Source organism: Rhizobium sp. BK538 (genome assembly GCF_014197575.1).
GTDB lineage: Bacteria > Pseudomonadota > Alphaproteobacteria > Rhizobiales > Rhizobiaceae > Rhizobium.
Window position 1 is genome coordinate 60,505 of record NZ_JACIFT010000027.1, and the last position, 16,016, is coordinate 76,520.

General features: G+C 61.3%; 11 protein-coding genes and 1 pseudogene. 10 read left to right on the forward strand and 2 right to left on the reverse strand.

Annotated elements, in window-relative coordinates; all coding sequences use genetic code 11:
• Window positions 1-231: 231 nt before the first annotated feature.
• From FHX09_RS25930 to purU, 3 genes and pseudogenes are all read left to right on the forward strand, one after another.
• Entirely contained in the window at window positions 232-1,401 is a 1,170-nt protein-coding gene (locus FHX09_RS25930) for an efflux RND transporter periplasmic adaptor subunit (RefSeq protein ID WP_132593597.1), read from the forward strand.
• Window positions 1,398-4,556 carry a multidrug efflux RND transporter permease subunit gene (locus FHX09_RS25935; protein WP_184450809.1) on the forward strand — a complete coding sequence of 1,053 codons (3,159 nt, stop codon included), beginning with the start codon at window positions 1,398-1,400 and terminating at the stop codon, window positions 4,554-4,556. The genes FHX09_RS25930 and FHX09_RS25935 overlap by 4 nt, the downstream gene beginning before the upstream one ends.
• Before the next feature lie 96 nt (window positions 4,557-4,652).
• A pseudogene (gene purU, locus FHX09_RS25940) lies at window positions 4,653-4,772 on the forward strand (formyltetrahydrofolate deformylase); the annotation flags it as partial.
• 135 nt (window positions 4,773-4,907) lie between these two features.
• Here the strand turns inward: purU and FHX09_RS25945 are convergent.
• Window positions 4,908-5,801, reverse strand: coding sequence for a DMT family transporter (locus FHX09_RS25945; protein ID WP_132593601.1), 894 nt, complete (start codon window positions 5,799-5,801; stop codon window positions 4,908-4,910).
• A gap of 111 nt (window positions 5,802-5,912) precedes the next feature.
• Here FHX09_RS25945 and FHX09_RS25950 point away from each other — a divergent pair, with 111 nt between their 5' ends.
• Complete coding sequence (locus FHX09_RS25950) at window positions 5,913-6,782, forward strand: LysR substrate-binding domain-containing protein (RefSeq protein WP_132593603.1); 870 nt, start codon at window positions 5,913-5,915, stop codon at window positions 6,780-6,782.
• On the opposite strand, the gene FHX09_RS25955 is transcribed toward FHX09_RS25950, so the two are convergent.
• On the reverse strand, window positions 6,763-7,755 hold the full coding sequence (locus FHX09_RS25955; protein ID WP_132593605.1) for a GlxA family transcriptional regulator: 993 nt from the start codon (window positions 7,753-7,755) through the stop codon (window positions 6,763-6,765). The two genes, FHX09_RS25950 and FHX09_RS25955, sit on opposite strands and share 20 nt — an antisense overlap.
• Before the next feature lie 99 nt (window positions 7,756-7,854).
• On the opposite strand from FHX09_RS25955, the gene FHX09_RS25960 reads away from it, so the two are divergent.
• The 6 genes from FHX09_RS25960 to FHX09_RS25985 all read left to right on the forward strand — a co-directional run bounded on the left by FHX09_RS25960 (window position 7,855) and on the right by FHX09_RS25985 (window position 15,983).
• Window positions 7,855-8,757, forward strand: a complete 903-nt coding sequence (locus FHX09_RS25960; protein ID WP_132593607.1) for a 3-keto-5-aminohexanoate cleavage protein — start codon at window positions 7,855-7,857, stop codon at window positions 8,755-8,757.
• Window positions 8,758-8,764: 7 nt separating this feature from the next.
• Window positions 8,765-10,255: a carnitine 3-dehydrogenase gene (locus tag FHX09_RS25965; RefSeq protein ID WP_184450810.1), complete on the forward strand. Its 1,491-nt coding sequence runs from the start codon at window positions 8,765-8,767 to the stop codon at window positions 10,253-10,255.
• 10 nt (window positions 10,256-10,265) lie between these two features.
• Window positions 10,266-11,426, forward strand: a complete 1,161-nt coding sequence (locus FHX09_RS25970; protein ID WP_183722856.1) for an acyl-CoA dehydrogenase family protein — start codon at window positions 10,266-10,268, stop codon at window positions 11,424-11,426.
• 4 nt (window positions 11,427-11,430) lie between these two features.
• On the forward strand, window positions 11,431-13,485 hold the full coding sequence (locus FHX09_RS25975) for an acetate--CoA ligase family protein (protein ID WP_132593613.1): 2,055 nt from the start codon (window positions 11,431-11,433) through the stop codon (window positions 13,483-13,485).
• 6 nt (window positions 13,486-13,491) lie between these two features.
• Entirely contained in the window at window positions 13,492-14,274 is a 783-nt protein-coding gene (locus FHX09_RS25980; protein ID WP_132593615.1) for a carnitinyl-CoA dehydratase, read from the forward strand.
• A gap of 119 nt (window positions 14,275-14,393) precedes the next feature.
• Window positions 14,394-15,983 (forward strand): ABC transporter substrate-binding protein, encoded by a 1,590-nt coding sequence (locus FHX09_RS25985; protein ID WP_184450811.1) that lies wholly within the window; start codon window positions 14,394-14,396, stop codon window positions 15,981-15,983.
• The last annotated feature ends 33 nt before the right edge of the window (window positions 15,984-16,016 follow it).

Consider the following 16,016-nt stretch of genomic DNA (forward strand, 5'->3'; position numbering starts at 1 on the left):
TCTTATCGAAAGTGTCGTCGGCCGGTTGAGCAAAATTGGACGATAGCGCCCGAGGAGCGCCGGATCAGGCCATTGCGGCCGAGCAGAGGCTCCTGGGCTCACCTCAGAGCGAAAATCTTGCCAAGCATTGCCGATTGTCACGACTATTGGTAGCATTTGCGGCCGCCGCTGACCTGCAGTTCGCGATGCCTTGAATTGATAGACTTCCTCGTGTTCGTTGGAGACTGATCGATGAAAGTGCCACGTCGAGTTTCACCGGCCTATCTGAGCGCACTCCTCGTCGCGTTTATGTCAACGCCTCAGGGCGTCTTGGGGCAGACGGTGCCAACCGTCGGCATAGCGAGCGTTCAGATTGAAGATGTCTCTGCAAAGCATGAATTCGTCGGACGTGTCGAAGCGGTGGACGCGGTAGACATCCGCTCACGGATCGAAGGCTTCCTCGACATGCGGCTTTTCGACGAAGGCCAGATCGTCAGGAAGGATCAGGATCTTTTTCTCATCGACAAGCGATCGCTCGAAATCTCCCTCGAAGATGCCCAGGCTTCCCTTGCAAGCGCTCAGGCAACGCTGACGGACGCGCAACGACGGCTCGAACGAAATCAGTCATTGAGCTCACAGACCGTCTCGCGCGCCACGCTGGAGGAGAGCCAAACTGCGGTGGAAACGGCTCAAGCGAACGTCTTGTCGGCGCAGGCACGAGTAGGGCAAGCAGAGCTAAACCTCAGCTATAGTCGAATAACCTCCCCGATCGAGGGACGCATCGGGGCAGCAGAGTTGTCAATTGGAAGCTTCGTAAGCGGCAGTTCACCGATACTCGCACGCGTCGTCGAAATGGACCCGATCCGCGTCGTATTCTCCGTCAGCGACCGGTCGATCCTTGACCTGCGGGCTGCCGCGGGCGGCATAGGCAAAGACGATCTGGCCAGGAAGTATGAGCCCACCTTACGTCTGTCCAATGGCCAGCAATACAGTGAGCCGGGCAAGATCGAGTTTTTCGGAAACGAAATCGACGAGACAACGGGCACACTGGCAATTCGAGCACTGTTTAGCAATCCAGAGCACCTGCTCGTTCCAGGCCAGTTCGTGACAGTCATCATATCGGAGGCGGAACGGAAGATGCGCCCGGTTGTCCCGTTAGGCGCTGTCCAGCAAGACCGCGTGGGCAAATTCGTCCTGCTTGTCGATCAGAAGAAGCAGGTTACGCTCCAGCGCATAAAAGTCTCAAAGCAGGTCGACGGAAACTGGGCTGTGGACGAAGGACTGAAAGGGGGCGAGAACCTCATCGTGGAGGGACTGCAGAACGTCTCCGAGGGAGCGGTCGTGAATGTCACGCCGGTGGCTCCGGAAGGCATCGTAGCCTCGCCGTCCTCCGTCGCGCCCCAAGCTGGTACACAGCAATGAATATATCCGGACCCTTCCTTGCCAGACCAAGGTTCGCGATGGTCATTGCGATCGTCATGATGATCGCGGGCGCCGTCTCCCTTCTCCTGATACCGGTCGCTCAATTCCCTCAGATTACACCGCCGGAGGTGCAGGTAACTGCCAGCTATCCCGGTGCCAATGCCAGCGTCATGACGGACAGCGTGGGAGCGCCGATCGAGGACCAGGTGAACGGCGTCGAAGACATGCTCTACATGTCGTCGTCCAGCACCAACAATGGCACATACAGTCTGACGGTGACATTTGCCGCGGGGACAGACCCTGCAATCGCCCAGGTCAACGTTCAGAATCGGGTGGCCATGGCAACGCCGCGACTTCCGGCTGCGGTGACCCAGACCGGTGTGTCTGTGAGAAGCCGTTCGTCGAGCATGCTTCTCGGTTTCGCGATCTACTCGCCGAGGGGTACGAAAGACGAAATCTTCATCAGCAACTACGCGACGATAAACATCCGAGACGCGATCGCCCGGCTCCCCGGCGTCGGAGAAGCGAGCGTTTTCGGCCCCACCTATAGCATGCGCGTGTGGATGAACCCTGACCGCATGCAGGCCCTCGCAGTAACGGCCGCCGATCTGACTGCGGCCATTCAGGCTCAGAACGCTCAGGCATCAGCCGGGCAGCTCGGATCACCGCCGTTGGTAGCAGGCCAGCAAATGCAGTTGACCGTTATGGCCCGAGGACGGCTTGCGAGCGAAACCGAGTTCGGCGACATCATCGTTCGTACGAACCGGGATGGCGCGATCGTACGCATCCGCGACGTTGCCCGAGTAGAACTCGGCGCACAATCATATGACACTGCCTCCACCTTGAACGGGCAGCCCAGTGCGACGGTGGTCGTCTATCAATCGTCAGATGCCAACGCCCTGGCCGTGTCCGCCGCTGTCCTCAAAGAATTGGAGACATTATCGAAGCAGTTTCCCGACGACGTCGCGTATACGGTGGTTTTCGATACGACCGCTTTCGTTCGACAGACGATCGAAGAAATTCTCGTCACGCTGGCCATTACCTTTGCCCTCGTCGTCGCCGTGGTCTTTATCTTCCTACAAGACTGGCGCGCGACAGTAATCCCCACATTGACCATACCCGTTTCGCTGGTAGGCGGCTTCGCCGTGCTCTACCTCATGGGATATTCGGCCAACACCATCACCCTGTTTGCGATGATACTCGCCATCAGTCTCGTGGTGGACGATGCAATCATCGTTGCGGAGAATGTTCAGCGAGTGATGAGCGAAGCCCGCGTTGGCGTACGGGAAGCGACCTTGCGCACCATGAACGAGGTGACGGGTCCGATCGTCGCCACCACGCTGGTCTTGGCCGCCCTTTTCATTCCGGTGGCCTTTCTTGCCGGCATAACCGGTGAGCTCTACCGTCAATTTGCCGTCACGATTCTGGTCACGATCACTTTCTCAACGATCAATGCGTTGACGTTGAGCCCGGCCCTATGCGTTCTCATGCTCCGGCCCGCGCGACACAGCCCGTCACGACTTTTCAGCAAGGTGAACAAGGGGCTGGATGCGTCACGACGCTTTTATCTGAACTTGCTGGAGGTTTTTTCCCGCAGGCTGGTTCTAGCTGCCTTGCTCCTTGTAGCCGTTCTCGGCGGCATTTACGGCTTCTATCGTGTCTTGCCGACTGGATTCGTTCCTGCCGAAGACCAGGGCTATCTCTTCATGAACGTGCAATTGCCAAGCGGGGCATCCCTGGAAAGAACGCAGCAGACAATTGCAACGGTCAGCTCCGTGCTTCAGCGAACCCCTGGCGTTGCAAATACGATCGGAATCGCCGGCTCAAGCATGGTGGGTGGCGGGGGCTCCAACTCGGGAATGGTCATCGCGGCATTGCGCCCTTGGAATGAGCGGGAGAGCGATCAAAGCGTCTTTGCACTGATAGACCGACTACGCGCTGAATTCGCAACGATTTCGACCGCGTCGGTTGTACCGTTCAATCCACCGGCGATACCCGGCCTCGGTACGACGGGGGGGTTTGACTTCCGTCTTCAGGCGCGCGAAGGGCAAAGTCAGGAGGAACTGGCCGAAGTGATGCGCGGTCTGATCGTAGCGGCAAACCAGACGGGGAAGACGGCCAGCGTATTCAGCACTTTTTCTGCTGATACGCCACAAATCTATCTCGATATCGACAGGAAGCGCGCCGAACTTTTCGGCGTTTCGCCAGCAACGATTTTCAGCACGCTTCAATCCCACCTCGGATCGTCATATGTCGACGACTTCAACATCTTCTCGCGGGTGTACCAGGTACGCATTCAGGACGAGCCCAGTTTCCGAACCCGAATTGAAGATATTCAGCGATTGCGGGTGCAAGGTCAGTCCGGCAATCTCGTTCCGCTGCAGGCACTGCTTTCGATTTCGACCGTCTACGGTCCGAACTCGGTCAACCGCTACAATCTCTTCCCGTCGGCTGCGATCAACGGCCAGGCAGCGGCCGGCTCCAGCACCGGCGATGCGCTGGAGACCATGGAAACGCTCGCGGTGGAAAAATTGCCCCCCGGCTTCGGCTACGAGTGGACCGGCTTGGCGCTGCAGGAGCGGCAGGCAGGCAATCAGACAGCAATCATCCTCATCATGGGGATCCTCTTCACCTACCTTTTCCTCGTCGCTCAATATGAAAGCTGGAGCGTGCCGCTGGCGGTGATGCTGTCGGTGACGGTGGCCGTTGTCGGAGCGTTGGGCGGTCTCGTGATTGGTGGCATCGATCTCAATATCTACGCGCAAATCGGCCTGTTGCTGCTTATCGGGCTTGCTGCGAAAAATGCGATCCTGATCGTGGAATTTGCCAAGGAACGCCGCGAAGGAGGCCTCAGCATCATGGAAGCAGCCACCGCGGGAACGGCACAGCGCTTTAGACCCGTCTTGATGACTGCGATGGCGTCCGTGCTTGGCGTTGTGCCTTTGGTCGTCGCCACGGGCGCGGGAGCAGCCAGCCGGCAGGCAATCGGTACGACAGTCCTGGGAGGACTACTCGTTGGCACTGTCGTCGGCCTCCTGGTTATCCCACTTCTGTATATCCTCGTCCAAACCGTCAGAGAGGCTGTCAAACGTCGAATTTTCGGCCACGGGCGCGACGAGGCCAGCGGACCTCCGACTGCCATAGCTCCTGAGTAGATGACGGCTCAAAAGCAACGGTGTTTTGCAGGCAACAACGGTTGCGCGCAACAGCCTGCTTGCGGGCTGGTTTGTCGCTTCATTGTCATTGCCAGCACCTGGGTGCTTGCGCGTGCGATCCATGCGCACATCCATCACCGCGTCTTCTTGAACGGCAATCGTAGCGTCGTGTTCCCGCCGAGCCCAGGGAGCTACGCATCGGAGCGGATGGGATAAAAGCCTGCAGGCATCACAACATTGCGACGACCTTCACGTCGCTGCTCAACCCTGTTGAGAGCAGAAGCAATGGCTTGCCGACCGTCCGGACAGGTTTGATGACCGCCGGCGTGAAAATGGGCGGCTGTTTGGCTGTTATCCTGTTCTAGGCGCAATGCGGTCAGTCGTGTGCCAGAACACGGCACCAAGAATGATCGCGCCGCCGAAATAGGTGGCGACGGGCGGCTGTTCGGAAAACAACAGCCAGACCCAGAAGGGGGTGAGCACGATTTCCATCGTGCCGATGAGCGCCGCTTCCGCCGGCGCCATCCGCTTTGCCCCGGCAAGGAAGAGCACCAGCGCGAGGGAGAAATTGGTCGCGCCGAAGGCGGCAAGAACGATCCAGTTGTGCAGATCGAGCGAGCTCACTGAACCGAACGGAGCAAAAATGACGAGGGTCAGGAAAGCGCTGACGACGGTCGGCGGCAGGCTCGGCACGTCGGGATCGATGCGGGGGATGACGATGACGAGCGCGAAGGACGCAGTCATGCCGAGCGCCAGCAGATCGCCCCAACCCGTGCCGCCGCCAATCGACGAGGCGACGATGACCGCGACGCCGAAGAACGAGATGCCGCCGGCAATCAGCGTCCGTCTGGCAACCCTCTCCTTGAGGATGAGCCAGCCGAGTAGGGCTGCGATGAAGGGCGTCGTCGCATAGATCATCGTCACATTGGCGACGGTGGTCATGTAAAGCGCCCCGATGAAGCATCCCTGACTGAAAGTCTGGCATGCGATCATGGCAAGACCGGACGGATGGAAGACGGAACGCCATTGCCGCCGTGAGATACCCCCTTCGAGGAAAAGACAGGGGATCAGCAGGAACAGTCCGCCGAACAACGACCGCCAGGCGATCGCTGTCCATACGTCGGTGGTCAGGAGCCGCGAATAGACACCGCTCGCGCTCCAGGCAAGCGTCGCGGCAACGATGAGAAGCACACCCTTCCCATGCTCGCTGCCTGCGAGGCGTCTGGCCGGATTTTCTATGGTCACGCAGATATTCTCAAAGAAGGAAGTCGAACGCCGTTCTTTTCTGCGCCAGGAGTTGACATTAGACAAACGAATAGTTGAGATAGCTATCATCGATTTTTTCTATGGCTACTCATGCACGAGCCAATCGAGAGCGACTTACTCAGAACTTTTCTAGTCGTCGCAGAGACGTCCAATTTCTCCGCGGCTGCCCAGCGCATTGGGCGGACACAGTCGGCCGTCAGCACCCAGATCAAGAGGCTCGAGGAGACGATCGGCGAAACTCTGTTTGAACGGGGCGCTCGCGGCGTCCTGATGACGCGCCAGGGCATACAGCTTGTGCCTTATGCCCGCAGGATCATTGACCTGTTGAGCGAGGCTGCCGCGACGATCCGCAGCAAACCGCTGGATGGGCCGGTTCGCATCGGAATTCCCGAGGAATACAGCCAGACGGTGCTACCGGCGGCACTTGCGGCTTTCGCCGTACGCCACCCGGCCGTCGAGGTCACCGTGTCCTGCGACTATACGGTCCGCAACATTGCCGCCCTGGAGCGCGACGAGCTCGATCTGGCCGTCGTTTTCGACTGGAGCGACCAGACGAACGGCGAGGTTCTCTGCATCGATCCGACCGTCTGGGTCACATCCATGGTCCACCGGCTGCATGACATCGATCCCCTGCCTGTTGCAACCTATCGCAACTCCATCTGGTCGCGCGATTTTGCGCTGCGGTCGCTGGAGCAGCTGGGCCGCAACTACCGGATTGCATTCATCGCCGATACCGGCTCGGGGTTGAAAAACGCCGTGACGGCTGGCCTCGCCGTCACCACGCTTTCCCGCAGCAACATTCCGCCCGGCTGCCGGGAGCTGACCGCCGAAGACGGTTTCCCGCCGGTCGATTCCTCCAAGGTCGTGCTCCGCCGGAGCACTTTTCGCTCCAGTGAGGCCGTCCGGGAACTGGCCGAAATGGTACGGGACGCGTTCCAGCCTATGTCGGCGATGACGTGATACGGCGGCGCAATCGGCGCCGGGTCTCGGATGGGCTCTCGGAAAAACTCGTCCGGTAGCTTCTCGCAAAGGCCGAGGCCGAGTTGAAACCGGTCGCCGCGGCGATATCGGCGAAGGAGGCTGTCGTCTCAATTACCTTGCGGCGGGCCGCATTCAAACGCAGGGCGAGATAGTGCACATGCGGCGGCGCGCCGATGTTCTGCTGGAAAAGATCCTGCAGATGCCTAGCGCTGATGCCCACCTTGCGGGCCAACCGCGCCAGAATGAGAGGCTGCTCGATATGCTCCTCCATCAGCCGCACTGCCTGTGCCACGCGGGGATCATGCATGCGCAGCCCTGCCGAGGCTGCGGAAAGCTGTTCGTCGGCATGGAAGGAAGGCTGCTCGTAACGGAACAGCCGGCTGACCTCGAGTGCCAGCGAATAACCCTGCCGTTGCCTGATCACCTCCAGCATCAGATCCACGGTCGGAAGCGAACCTGATGTCGTCAGCCGCTTGCCGTCGATGACGAAACGATCCTTCACCGCCCTCACCTGCGGATAGGCCAGCGCAAAATCCTCGTAGTCCTCCCAGTGGACGGTCGCCGGCAGTCCGTCGAGTAGGCTTGCCTCGGCCAGCAGCCATGTGCCGGACTCGATGCCGGCAATCACCTTGCGGTAGCGGGCAGCCTGGGAGAGCTGCATCTTGAGCGCCGGCGTCGCGCTTCGACGCCAATTGTAACTGGCAAGCACGAAAAGCGGCGCATCCTCGCTCGTCGCCCGGAAGGCCCCTTGGGCGGGCACGGCGATATGGCTGGTGGTCGGGACCGGCGCACCGTCTGGCGTCAGGAGCCGCCAGCGATAGAGCTCGCTGCCGGAAATGCGATTGGCGCCGCGCAGCGGCTCGATGACCGACGCGATCAGGATCAGGTTCGTATCCGGCAGGACGAGAAGGTCAATATCGAGCCGTTCCGTCGATCGCTGCAGCAAAGCCACCTCCCTTTAATTCTGACAATGTATCGATCGCCTCCGAAATTGCAAAGCATCTTCATTCATCCTGCCGCGTAATGCGGACAAGACGGGGAGAACGACAATATGCCTCTTGCGATGAACCGCGATGTTTTCATCACCTGCGCTGTTACCGGCGCCGGCGATACAGTTTCCAGATCCAGTCACGTGCCGATCACTCCCAAGCAGATCGCCGAATCCGCCATCGACGCGGCCAAGGCTGGTGCTGCGGTCGTTCACTGCCACGTCCGCGATCCGCAAACGGGTGCGGCCAGCCGTCGCAACGACCTTTACAAGGAGGTCACCGACCGCATCCGCTCGGCGGATATCGACGTCGTCCTCAATCTCACCGCCGGTATGGGCGGGGACCTGATCTTCGGGGATGTCGAAGCCCCCCTTCCCCTCAATGCGAAAGGCACTGATATGGCGGGCGCCAGCGAGCGCGTCAGCCATGTCGCCGAATGCCTGCCGGAAATCTGCACGCTCGACTGCGGCACGATGAATTTCAACCTCGGCGACTATGTCATGACCAACACGCCGGCCATGCTGCGGGCCATGGCCAAGAAGATGACGGATCTTGGCGTGCGACCCGAGATCGAGGCCTTCGACACCGGTCATCTCTGGTTTGCCAGGCAGCTTGCCGAGGAAGGCCTGATCGAAGATCCGGTACTGATCCAGCTGTGCATGGGAATTCCTTGGGGCGCGCCCGATGATCTCAATACCTTCATGGCGATGGTCAACAACGTACCGGAGAGCTGGACCTTTTCGGCCTTTTCGATCGGCCGCAACGCCATGGCCTATCCGGCGGCGGCCGTGCTGGCGGGCGGCAATGTGCGCGTCGGGCTCGAGGACAATCTCTTCGTCGGCAAGGGCCAGCTCGCCACCAATGCGCAGCTCGTCGAAAAGGCCGTGCAGGTCGTCGAAGGCATGGGCGCGCGGATCATCGGTCCGGACGACGTCCGCAAGAAACTCAAACTGACGAAGCGCTGAGGACGGGATGGCAGGGATCAATAAGGCGGCTTGTATCGGTGGCGGCGTCATCGGCGGCGGATGGATCGCACGGTTCCTGCTGGCCGGCATCGACGTGAATGTGTTCGACCCGCATCCGGAAGCGGGCCGCATCGTCGGCGAAGTAATCGCCAATGCCGAAAAAGCCTATGCCATGCTGACCGGGGCACCCTTGCCGCCGCGCGGCAGGCTCAACTTCTGCAAGACTTTGGAGGAAGCTGTCGCCGACGCCGACTGGATTCAGGAAAGCGTGCCGGAAAGGCTCGACCTCAAGCGCGGCGTCCTGACTGAGATCGATGCGGCTGCGCGCCCCAACGCTCTGATCGGCTCTTCCACGTCGGGCCTGCTGCCGAGCGATCTGCAGCGCGACATGACGCATCCCGAACGCCTCTTCGTCGCCCATCCCTACAACCCCGTCTATCTGCTGCCACTCGTCGAAATCGTCGGCGGCGAGAGGACTTCAGCGGCGACTATCCGCGCAGCGATGGACAGCCTGCCGCCGATCGGCATGAAGGGCGTCCACATCGCCAAGGAAATCGAGGCCTTCGTCGGCGACCGGCTGCTCGAAGCGCTGTGGCGCGAGGCCCTGTGGCTCATCCATGACGATATCTGCACCGTCGAGACCCTCGATGACGTCATCCGCTATTCTTTCGGCCTGCGCTGGGCGCAGATGGGCCTGTTCCAGACCTACCGCATCGCCGGCGGCGAGGCCGGGATGCGCCATTTCCTCGCCCAGTTCGGTCCCTGCCTCGCCTGGCCCTGGACCAAGCTCACCGATGTCGTCGATCTCGACGAGGCTCTCATCGAAAAGATCGGCCGGCAATCCGACGAACAGGCGGCTGGCCTCTCGATCCGCGAGCTCGAACGCATCCGCGACGAAAATCTCGTCGGCATCCTGCAAGCCCTCAAGGGTGGCCACGGCGGCAAGGGATGGGGCGCCGGCAAGCTGCTGCAGGACTTCGAGCAATCGCTCTGGGCGCAAGGCGGCAGGGCAACCGTGTCTTTTGACCCGTCGAAGCCGCTGAGGCTCGTCGAAACGAAAGTCAGCCCTGCCTGGGTCGACTATAACGGCCATATGACCGAACACCGCTACCTGCAGGTTTTTGGCGACACCTCCGATGCGCTGTTGCGCCTGATCGGCGTCGATCTCGCCTATGTCGAGGCGGGACAGAGCTACTACACAGTGGAAACCCACATCCGCCATCTCGGCGAGGCAAAGCTCGGCCAGGCGATCCATTCGACCTGCCAGATCCTGTCTGTCGACGAGAAACGGCTGCATGTCTTCCACACCCTTTACGGCACGGCCACGGACGAGGTTCTCGCCACGGCCGAGCACATGTTGCTGCATGTCGACACCATGGCAGGCAAGGCTGTCCCTGCACCGGCCGCTGTGTACGACAAGGCGAAGGTGATTGCGCAAGCGCACGCGACGTTGACGGTGCCTGAAGGCGTCGGCCGTCACGTCGGCCAAAAACGGTAGGAGGATCGGCATGAATTTCGGACTGAGCGAAGAACAGGAAATGATCGTCGAGACGGTCCGCGCCTTCGTCGAATCCGAAATCTATCCGCATGAGAACGAGGTCGAGCGCACCGGTATCGTCCCGCCGGAGCTCGGACGCGAGATCCAGCGCAAATGCATCGATCTCGGCTTTTACGCCTGCAATTTCCCCGAGGAGATCGGTGGCGCCGGCCTTGACCATGCCACCTTCACGCTGGTCGAGCGGGAGCTCGGGCGCGGCTCGCTGGGGCTGACGGTTTTCTTCGGCCGGCCCTGCGGCATCTTGATGGCCTGCGAGGGCGAGCAGCGTGAGCGTTATCTCCTGCCTGCGGTACGCGGCGAGAAGATCGACGCGCTTGCCATCACCGAGCCGGACGCCGGGTCCGACATGCGCGGGATGAAATGCGCCGCCCGCCGCAACGGCGACGATTTCGTCCTGAACGGCACGAAACATTTCATCTCGCATGCCGACGTCGCCGATTTCGTGATCGTCTTTGCCGCGACGGGCGAGGAGGACACGCCAAAAGGCATCAAGAAGAAGATCACTGCCTTCTTGGTGGATCGCGGCACGCCCGGGTTTGAAATCCTCAAGGGCTATGATTCGGTTTCGCATCGCGGATACCACAACTGCACGCTGAGCTTCGAAGATTGCCGGATTCCCGCAGGCCAGGTGCTCGGCGAAGTACATCGCGGCTTCGATATCGCCAATCAATGGCTTTACGGCACGCGGCTGACGGTTGCCGCCACCTGCATCGGCCGGGCACGACGCGTGTTCGACATGGCCCTGTCCTACGCCGCCGAGCGCAAGCAGTTCGGCAAGCCGATCGGCGCCAATCAGGGTGTTTCCTTCAAGCTTGCCGACATGATCACCGAAATCGACGCAGCCGAGTGGCTGACACTTTCAGCCGCCTGGCGGCTCGACGCCGGCCTTTCGGCAGACCGCCAGATCGCCTCGGCCAAGCTCTATGCCTCCGAGATGCTGGGCCGCGTGACGGATGAGGCAATCCAGATCTTCGGCGGCATGGGCCTGATGGACGACCTGCCGCTTGCACGCTTCTGGCGCGATGCGCGCGTCGAGCGCATCTGGGACGGCACCTCAGAAATCCAGCGGCACATCATCAGCCGCGACCTGCTTAGACCTTTAGGAGCGTGAGCCGATGACGCCTGGCCCGCTCGACCGCCTGCTCAGACCGCAAACGATCGCCGTTTTCGGCGGCCGCGAGGCGCGCAGAGTGATCGAGCAGTGCGACCGCATGGGTTTTGCCGGCGAGATCTGGCCCGTCCACCCCAAGCTTGGCGAGGTGCTCGGGCGGCCCTGCTATCGCTCGGTATCCGATCTGCCTTCGGCACCCGACGCTGCCTTCGTCGGCGTCAACAGGATGCTGACCGTCGAGATTGTGCGCAGCCTTTCGCGGGCCGGCGCCGGCGGGGCAGTCTGTTATGCATCGGGCTTCAGCGAGGCGACGGCGGAACTCAGCGACGGCGCCGAGCTGCAGCAGGCCCTTTTGGAAGCAGCCGGCGACATGCCGATCCTCGGGCCAAACTGCTACGGGCTCATCAACGGCCTCGACGGCGCGCTGCTATGGCCCGATCAGCACGGCATGCGGCGTATGGCACGCGGCGTCGCGATCCTCACGCAGTCCTCCAATATTGCCATCAACCTCACCATGCAGACCCGTGGCGTGCCCATCGCCTATATGGTCACTGCCGGCAACCAGGCGCAAACATCGCTTTGCGACGTTGCCTGTGCGCTGATCGACGATCCGCGCGTCACAGCGGTCGGCCTTCATGTCGAAGGCTTCGGCGATCTCGCTGCACTCGAACGCCTGGCCGCCACGGCCCGCCATTCACGCAAGCCGGTCGTCGTGCTCAAGGTCGGCAAGTCCGAGCAGGCAAAGCGTGCGGCCGTGTCGCACACCGCCTCGCTTTCCGGCAGTGATGCCGTCGCGAATGCCGTGCTCGCCCGCCTCGGCCTCGGCCGCGTCCAGAGCTTGCCGGCGCTCTTGGAAACCTTGAAGCTGCTGCATGTCGCCGGCCCGCTCGCAGGCCATTCGATCTCGTCGATGAGCTGTTCGGGAGGCGAGGCTTCGCTGATGGCAGATGCCGCCGTCGGCCGGGCCGTGGAATTCGGTGCGTTGCAGCCGCAGCAATTGCCACGGCTGCGGCGGGTCTTGGGCGAGATGGTGACGCTTTCCAATCCACTCGATTACCATACCTTTGTGTGGGGCGATTTCGCACGCCAGACCGAAGCCTTCAGCGCCATGTTCGAAGGTGGATATGCTCTTAATCTCGTCGTCCTCGACTTCCCGCGTGGTGACCGCTGCGATGCGTCCGAATGGGCGATGACCGTTGAGGCGGTCATGACGGCCGCCGCCGCAACCGGTGCGCTTGCCGGCCTTCTCGCGACCCTTCCGGAAAATATGCCGGAGCCGATAGCCGAACGGCTGATGGCAAACGGCATCGTTGCCTTGTGCGGCATCGACGAAACGATCGCCGCCGCGGAAGTCGCAGCCGGCATAGGGCGGGCGTGGAAAACGCCGCTTCCCCTGCCGTTGCTCGATGTGCCCTTGGTAGCCGGAGAGATCGAGACGCTGACGGAGGCCGATGCGAAGTCCGAACTCGCCGCCTTCGGACTTCCGGTTCCTGAGGGGCTGTCGGCCTCTTCTCCCGGTGAAGCAGCTGAGCTGGCTGAACGGCTCGGTTTCCCGGTCGTGTTGAAGGGTCTCGGCATTGCGCACAAGACCGAGGCCGGGGCCGTCGCACTCAACCTCAACGATAGTGAGGCGGTATCGAATGCGGGAACGGCCATGCCGCCGAATGCCGGTTATCTCGTCGAGAAGATGATCGATCCGCCGATCGCTGAGCTCATTGTCGGCGCCATCCGCGACCCTGTTTTCGGATTGTCGCTTACCGTCGGTGCGGGCGGAATCTTCGTCGAATTGCTTGAAGATTCCGTCATCTTGCCGCTTCCGGCGACGAAAACGGACATTCACGCAGCGATTTCCAGGCTCAAACTCGCAAAATTGATCTCTGGCTATCGCGGGCGGCCAAAAGGCGACCTTGAAGCCGCGGTCGCCGCTGTCGCAGCAGCGGCAGATTATGTCGTAATGAACGCAACACACCTGGAGGAACTCGACATTAATCCATTGATGGTTCTTCCCGAAGGGCGCGGCGTTGCCGCCGTTGATGCCCTGATACGGCGGAGGAGGTAGCATAGGTTGAACGACCACATTCGCACACGAAACGACGGCGGAGTGCTCGAAGTCGTCATCGACCGGCCGAAGGCGAACGCCATCGACCTTGCGACCAGCCGTGCCTTGGGGTTGATCTTTCGAGATTTCCGCGACGATCCGGCATTGCGCGTCGCCATCGTGTCGGGCGCGGGCGAAAAGTTTTTCTGTGCCGGATGGGACCTGAAGGCGGCCGCCGCCGGTGATGCGGTCGACGGAGACTACGGTGTGGGCGGCTTTGGCGGGCTGCAGGAATTGCGCGACCTCAACAAGCCTGTCATTTGTGCGGTCAACGGCATCTGCTGCGGTGGGGGGCTGGAGATCGCGCTTTCGGCCGACCTGATCATTGCCACCGAACATGCGACCTTCGCCCTGCCGGAAATCCGCTCGGGTACGGTTGCCGATGCAGCGTCGATCAAGCTGCCGAAGCGCATCCCTTACCACATCGCCATGGACATGCTGTTGACGGGCCGCTGGCTCGACGTTGACGAGGCGCATCGCTGGGGTTTCGTCAACGAGGTCTTGCCGGCCGAGCGGCTCATGGAGAGGGCATGGGAGCTTGCCCGACTGCTCGAAAGCGGTCCGCCGCTCGTCTATGCCGCCATCAAGGAAATCGTGCGCGAAGCAGAGGGTTTGCCGTTCCAGACCGCCATGAACAAGATCACCAAGCGGCAGTTTGCGACGGTCGACAGGCTCTATGCGAGCGAAGACCAATTGGAAGGCGCGCTCGCCTTCACCGAGAAGCGAAACCCCATTTGGAAAGGACAATGACGAGGCGGCGGCAACCGCAGCATTTTCCCGCATGATGCGGGCACCGGAGGCGGAGAGGAAACCGCCTGCGGATCTGCCCGGAAGTTCTGTCAACGCACCATAAAAGAAGGAACTGGGGAATGAACGACTACACCAAATATCTCGCAGGCCGTGTCACCGCGGGCGGGCTCAGCCGCCGTGAATTCATGGGTCGCGCCATGGCAGCGGGCATCACACTTGCCGTCGCCGACAAGCTGTTCACCGAAAGTGCCAAGGCCGCCGAACCCAAGCGCGGCGGCCACCTGAAGATTGGCCTTGAAGGTGGCGCGGCCACCGATTCCAAGGATCCGGCGAAATTCCTGTCGCAGTTCATGTTCTGCGTCGGCCGCTGCTGGGGAGACATGCTCGTCGAATCCGATCCGCTGACGGGCGCTGCCGTGCCGGCGCTCGCCGAATCCTGGGAACCGTCGAAGGATGCAGTGACCTGGACCTTCAAGATCCGCAAGGGCGTCAAGTTCCACAATGGCAAGGAACTGACGATTGACGACGTCGTTGCGACGCTCAAGCGCCATACCGATGCGAAGTCGGAATCCGGCGCACTCGGTGTCCTCGGCTCGATCAAGGAGGTCAAGGCCGATGGCGGCAATCTCGTCCTGACACTCAGCGAAGGCAACGCCGACATGCCGCTGCTGTTGTCCGACTACCATCTGGTCATCCAGCCGAATGGCGGCGTCGACGATCCGCTGGCCTCGATCGGCACCGGTCCCTACAAGCTGACGAGCTTCGAGCCCGGCGTGCGGGCCACCTTCGAGAAAAACAAGGACGACTGGCGCACTGACCGCGGTTATGTCGATTCGATCGAGATCATCGGCATGAACGACGCCACCGCCCGCATCGCGGCACTGTCGTCCGGCCAGGTGCACTATATCAACCGCGTCGACCCGAAGACCGTCAACCTGCTGAAACGCGCGCCCAACGTCGAGATACTCTCGACCGCTGGCCGCGGCCATTATGTCTTCATCATGCACTGCGACAAGGCGCCGTTCGACAACAACGACCTGCGCCTGGCACTCAAATACGCCGTGGACCGCGAGACCATGGTGCAGAAGATCCTCGGCGGCTACGGCAAGGTCGGCAATGACTTCCCGATCAACACCACCTATGCGCTGTTCCCCGAGGGCATCGAGCAGCGCGCCTACGACCCCGACAAGGCGGCCTTCCACTACAAGAAATCAGGCCATAGCGGCTCGGTCCTTCTGCGCACCTCCGAAGTCGCCTTCCCCGGCGCTGTCGATGCGGCCGTCCTCTATCAGGAAAGCTGCAAGAAGGCCGGGATCGAGATCGAGGTCAAGCGCGAGCCGGGTGACGGCTACTGGACCAACGTGTGGAACGTCCAGCCCTTCTCGACCTCCTATTGGGGTGGCCGGCCGACGCAGGACCAGATGTATTCCACCGCCTATCTCTCGACGGCGGACTGGAACGACACCCGTTTCAAGCGTCCTGACTTCGACAAGCTCTTGCTGCAGGCCCGCTGCGAACTTGATGAAGCCAAGCGCAAGGACATGTACCGCACCATGGCAATGATGGTGCGCGACGAAGGTGGGTTGATCCTGCCGATGTTCAACGATTTCGTGAACGCCTCCACCAAGCAGGTGAAGGGTTATGTCCACGATATCGGCAACGACATGTCGAACGGCTACGTCGCGACCCGCGTTTGGCTGGACGCCTGATGGCAAGGGGCGCATGCCCCTCCGATCTCCAAC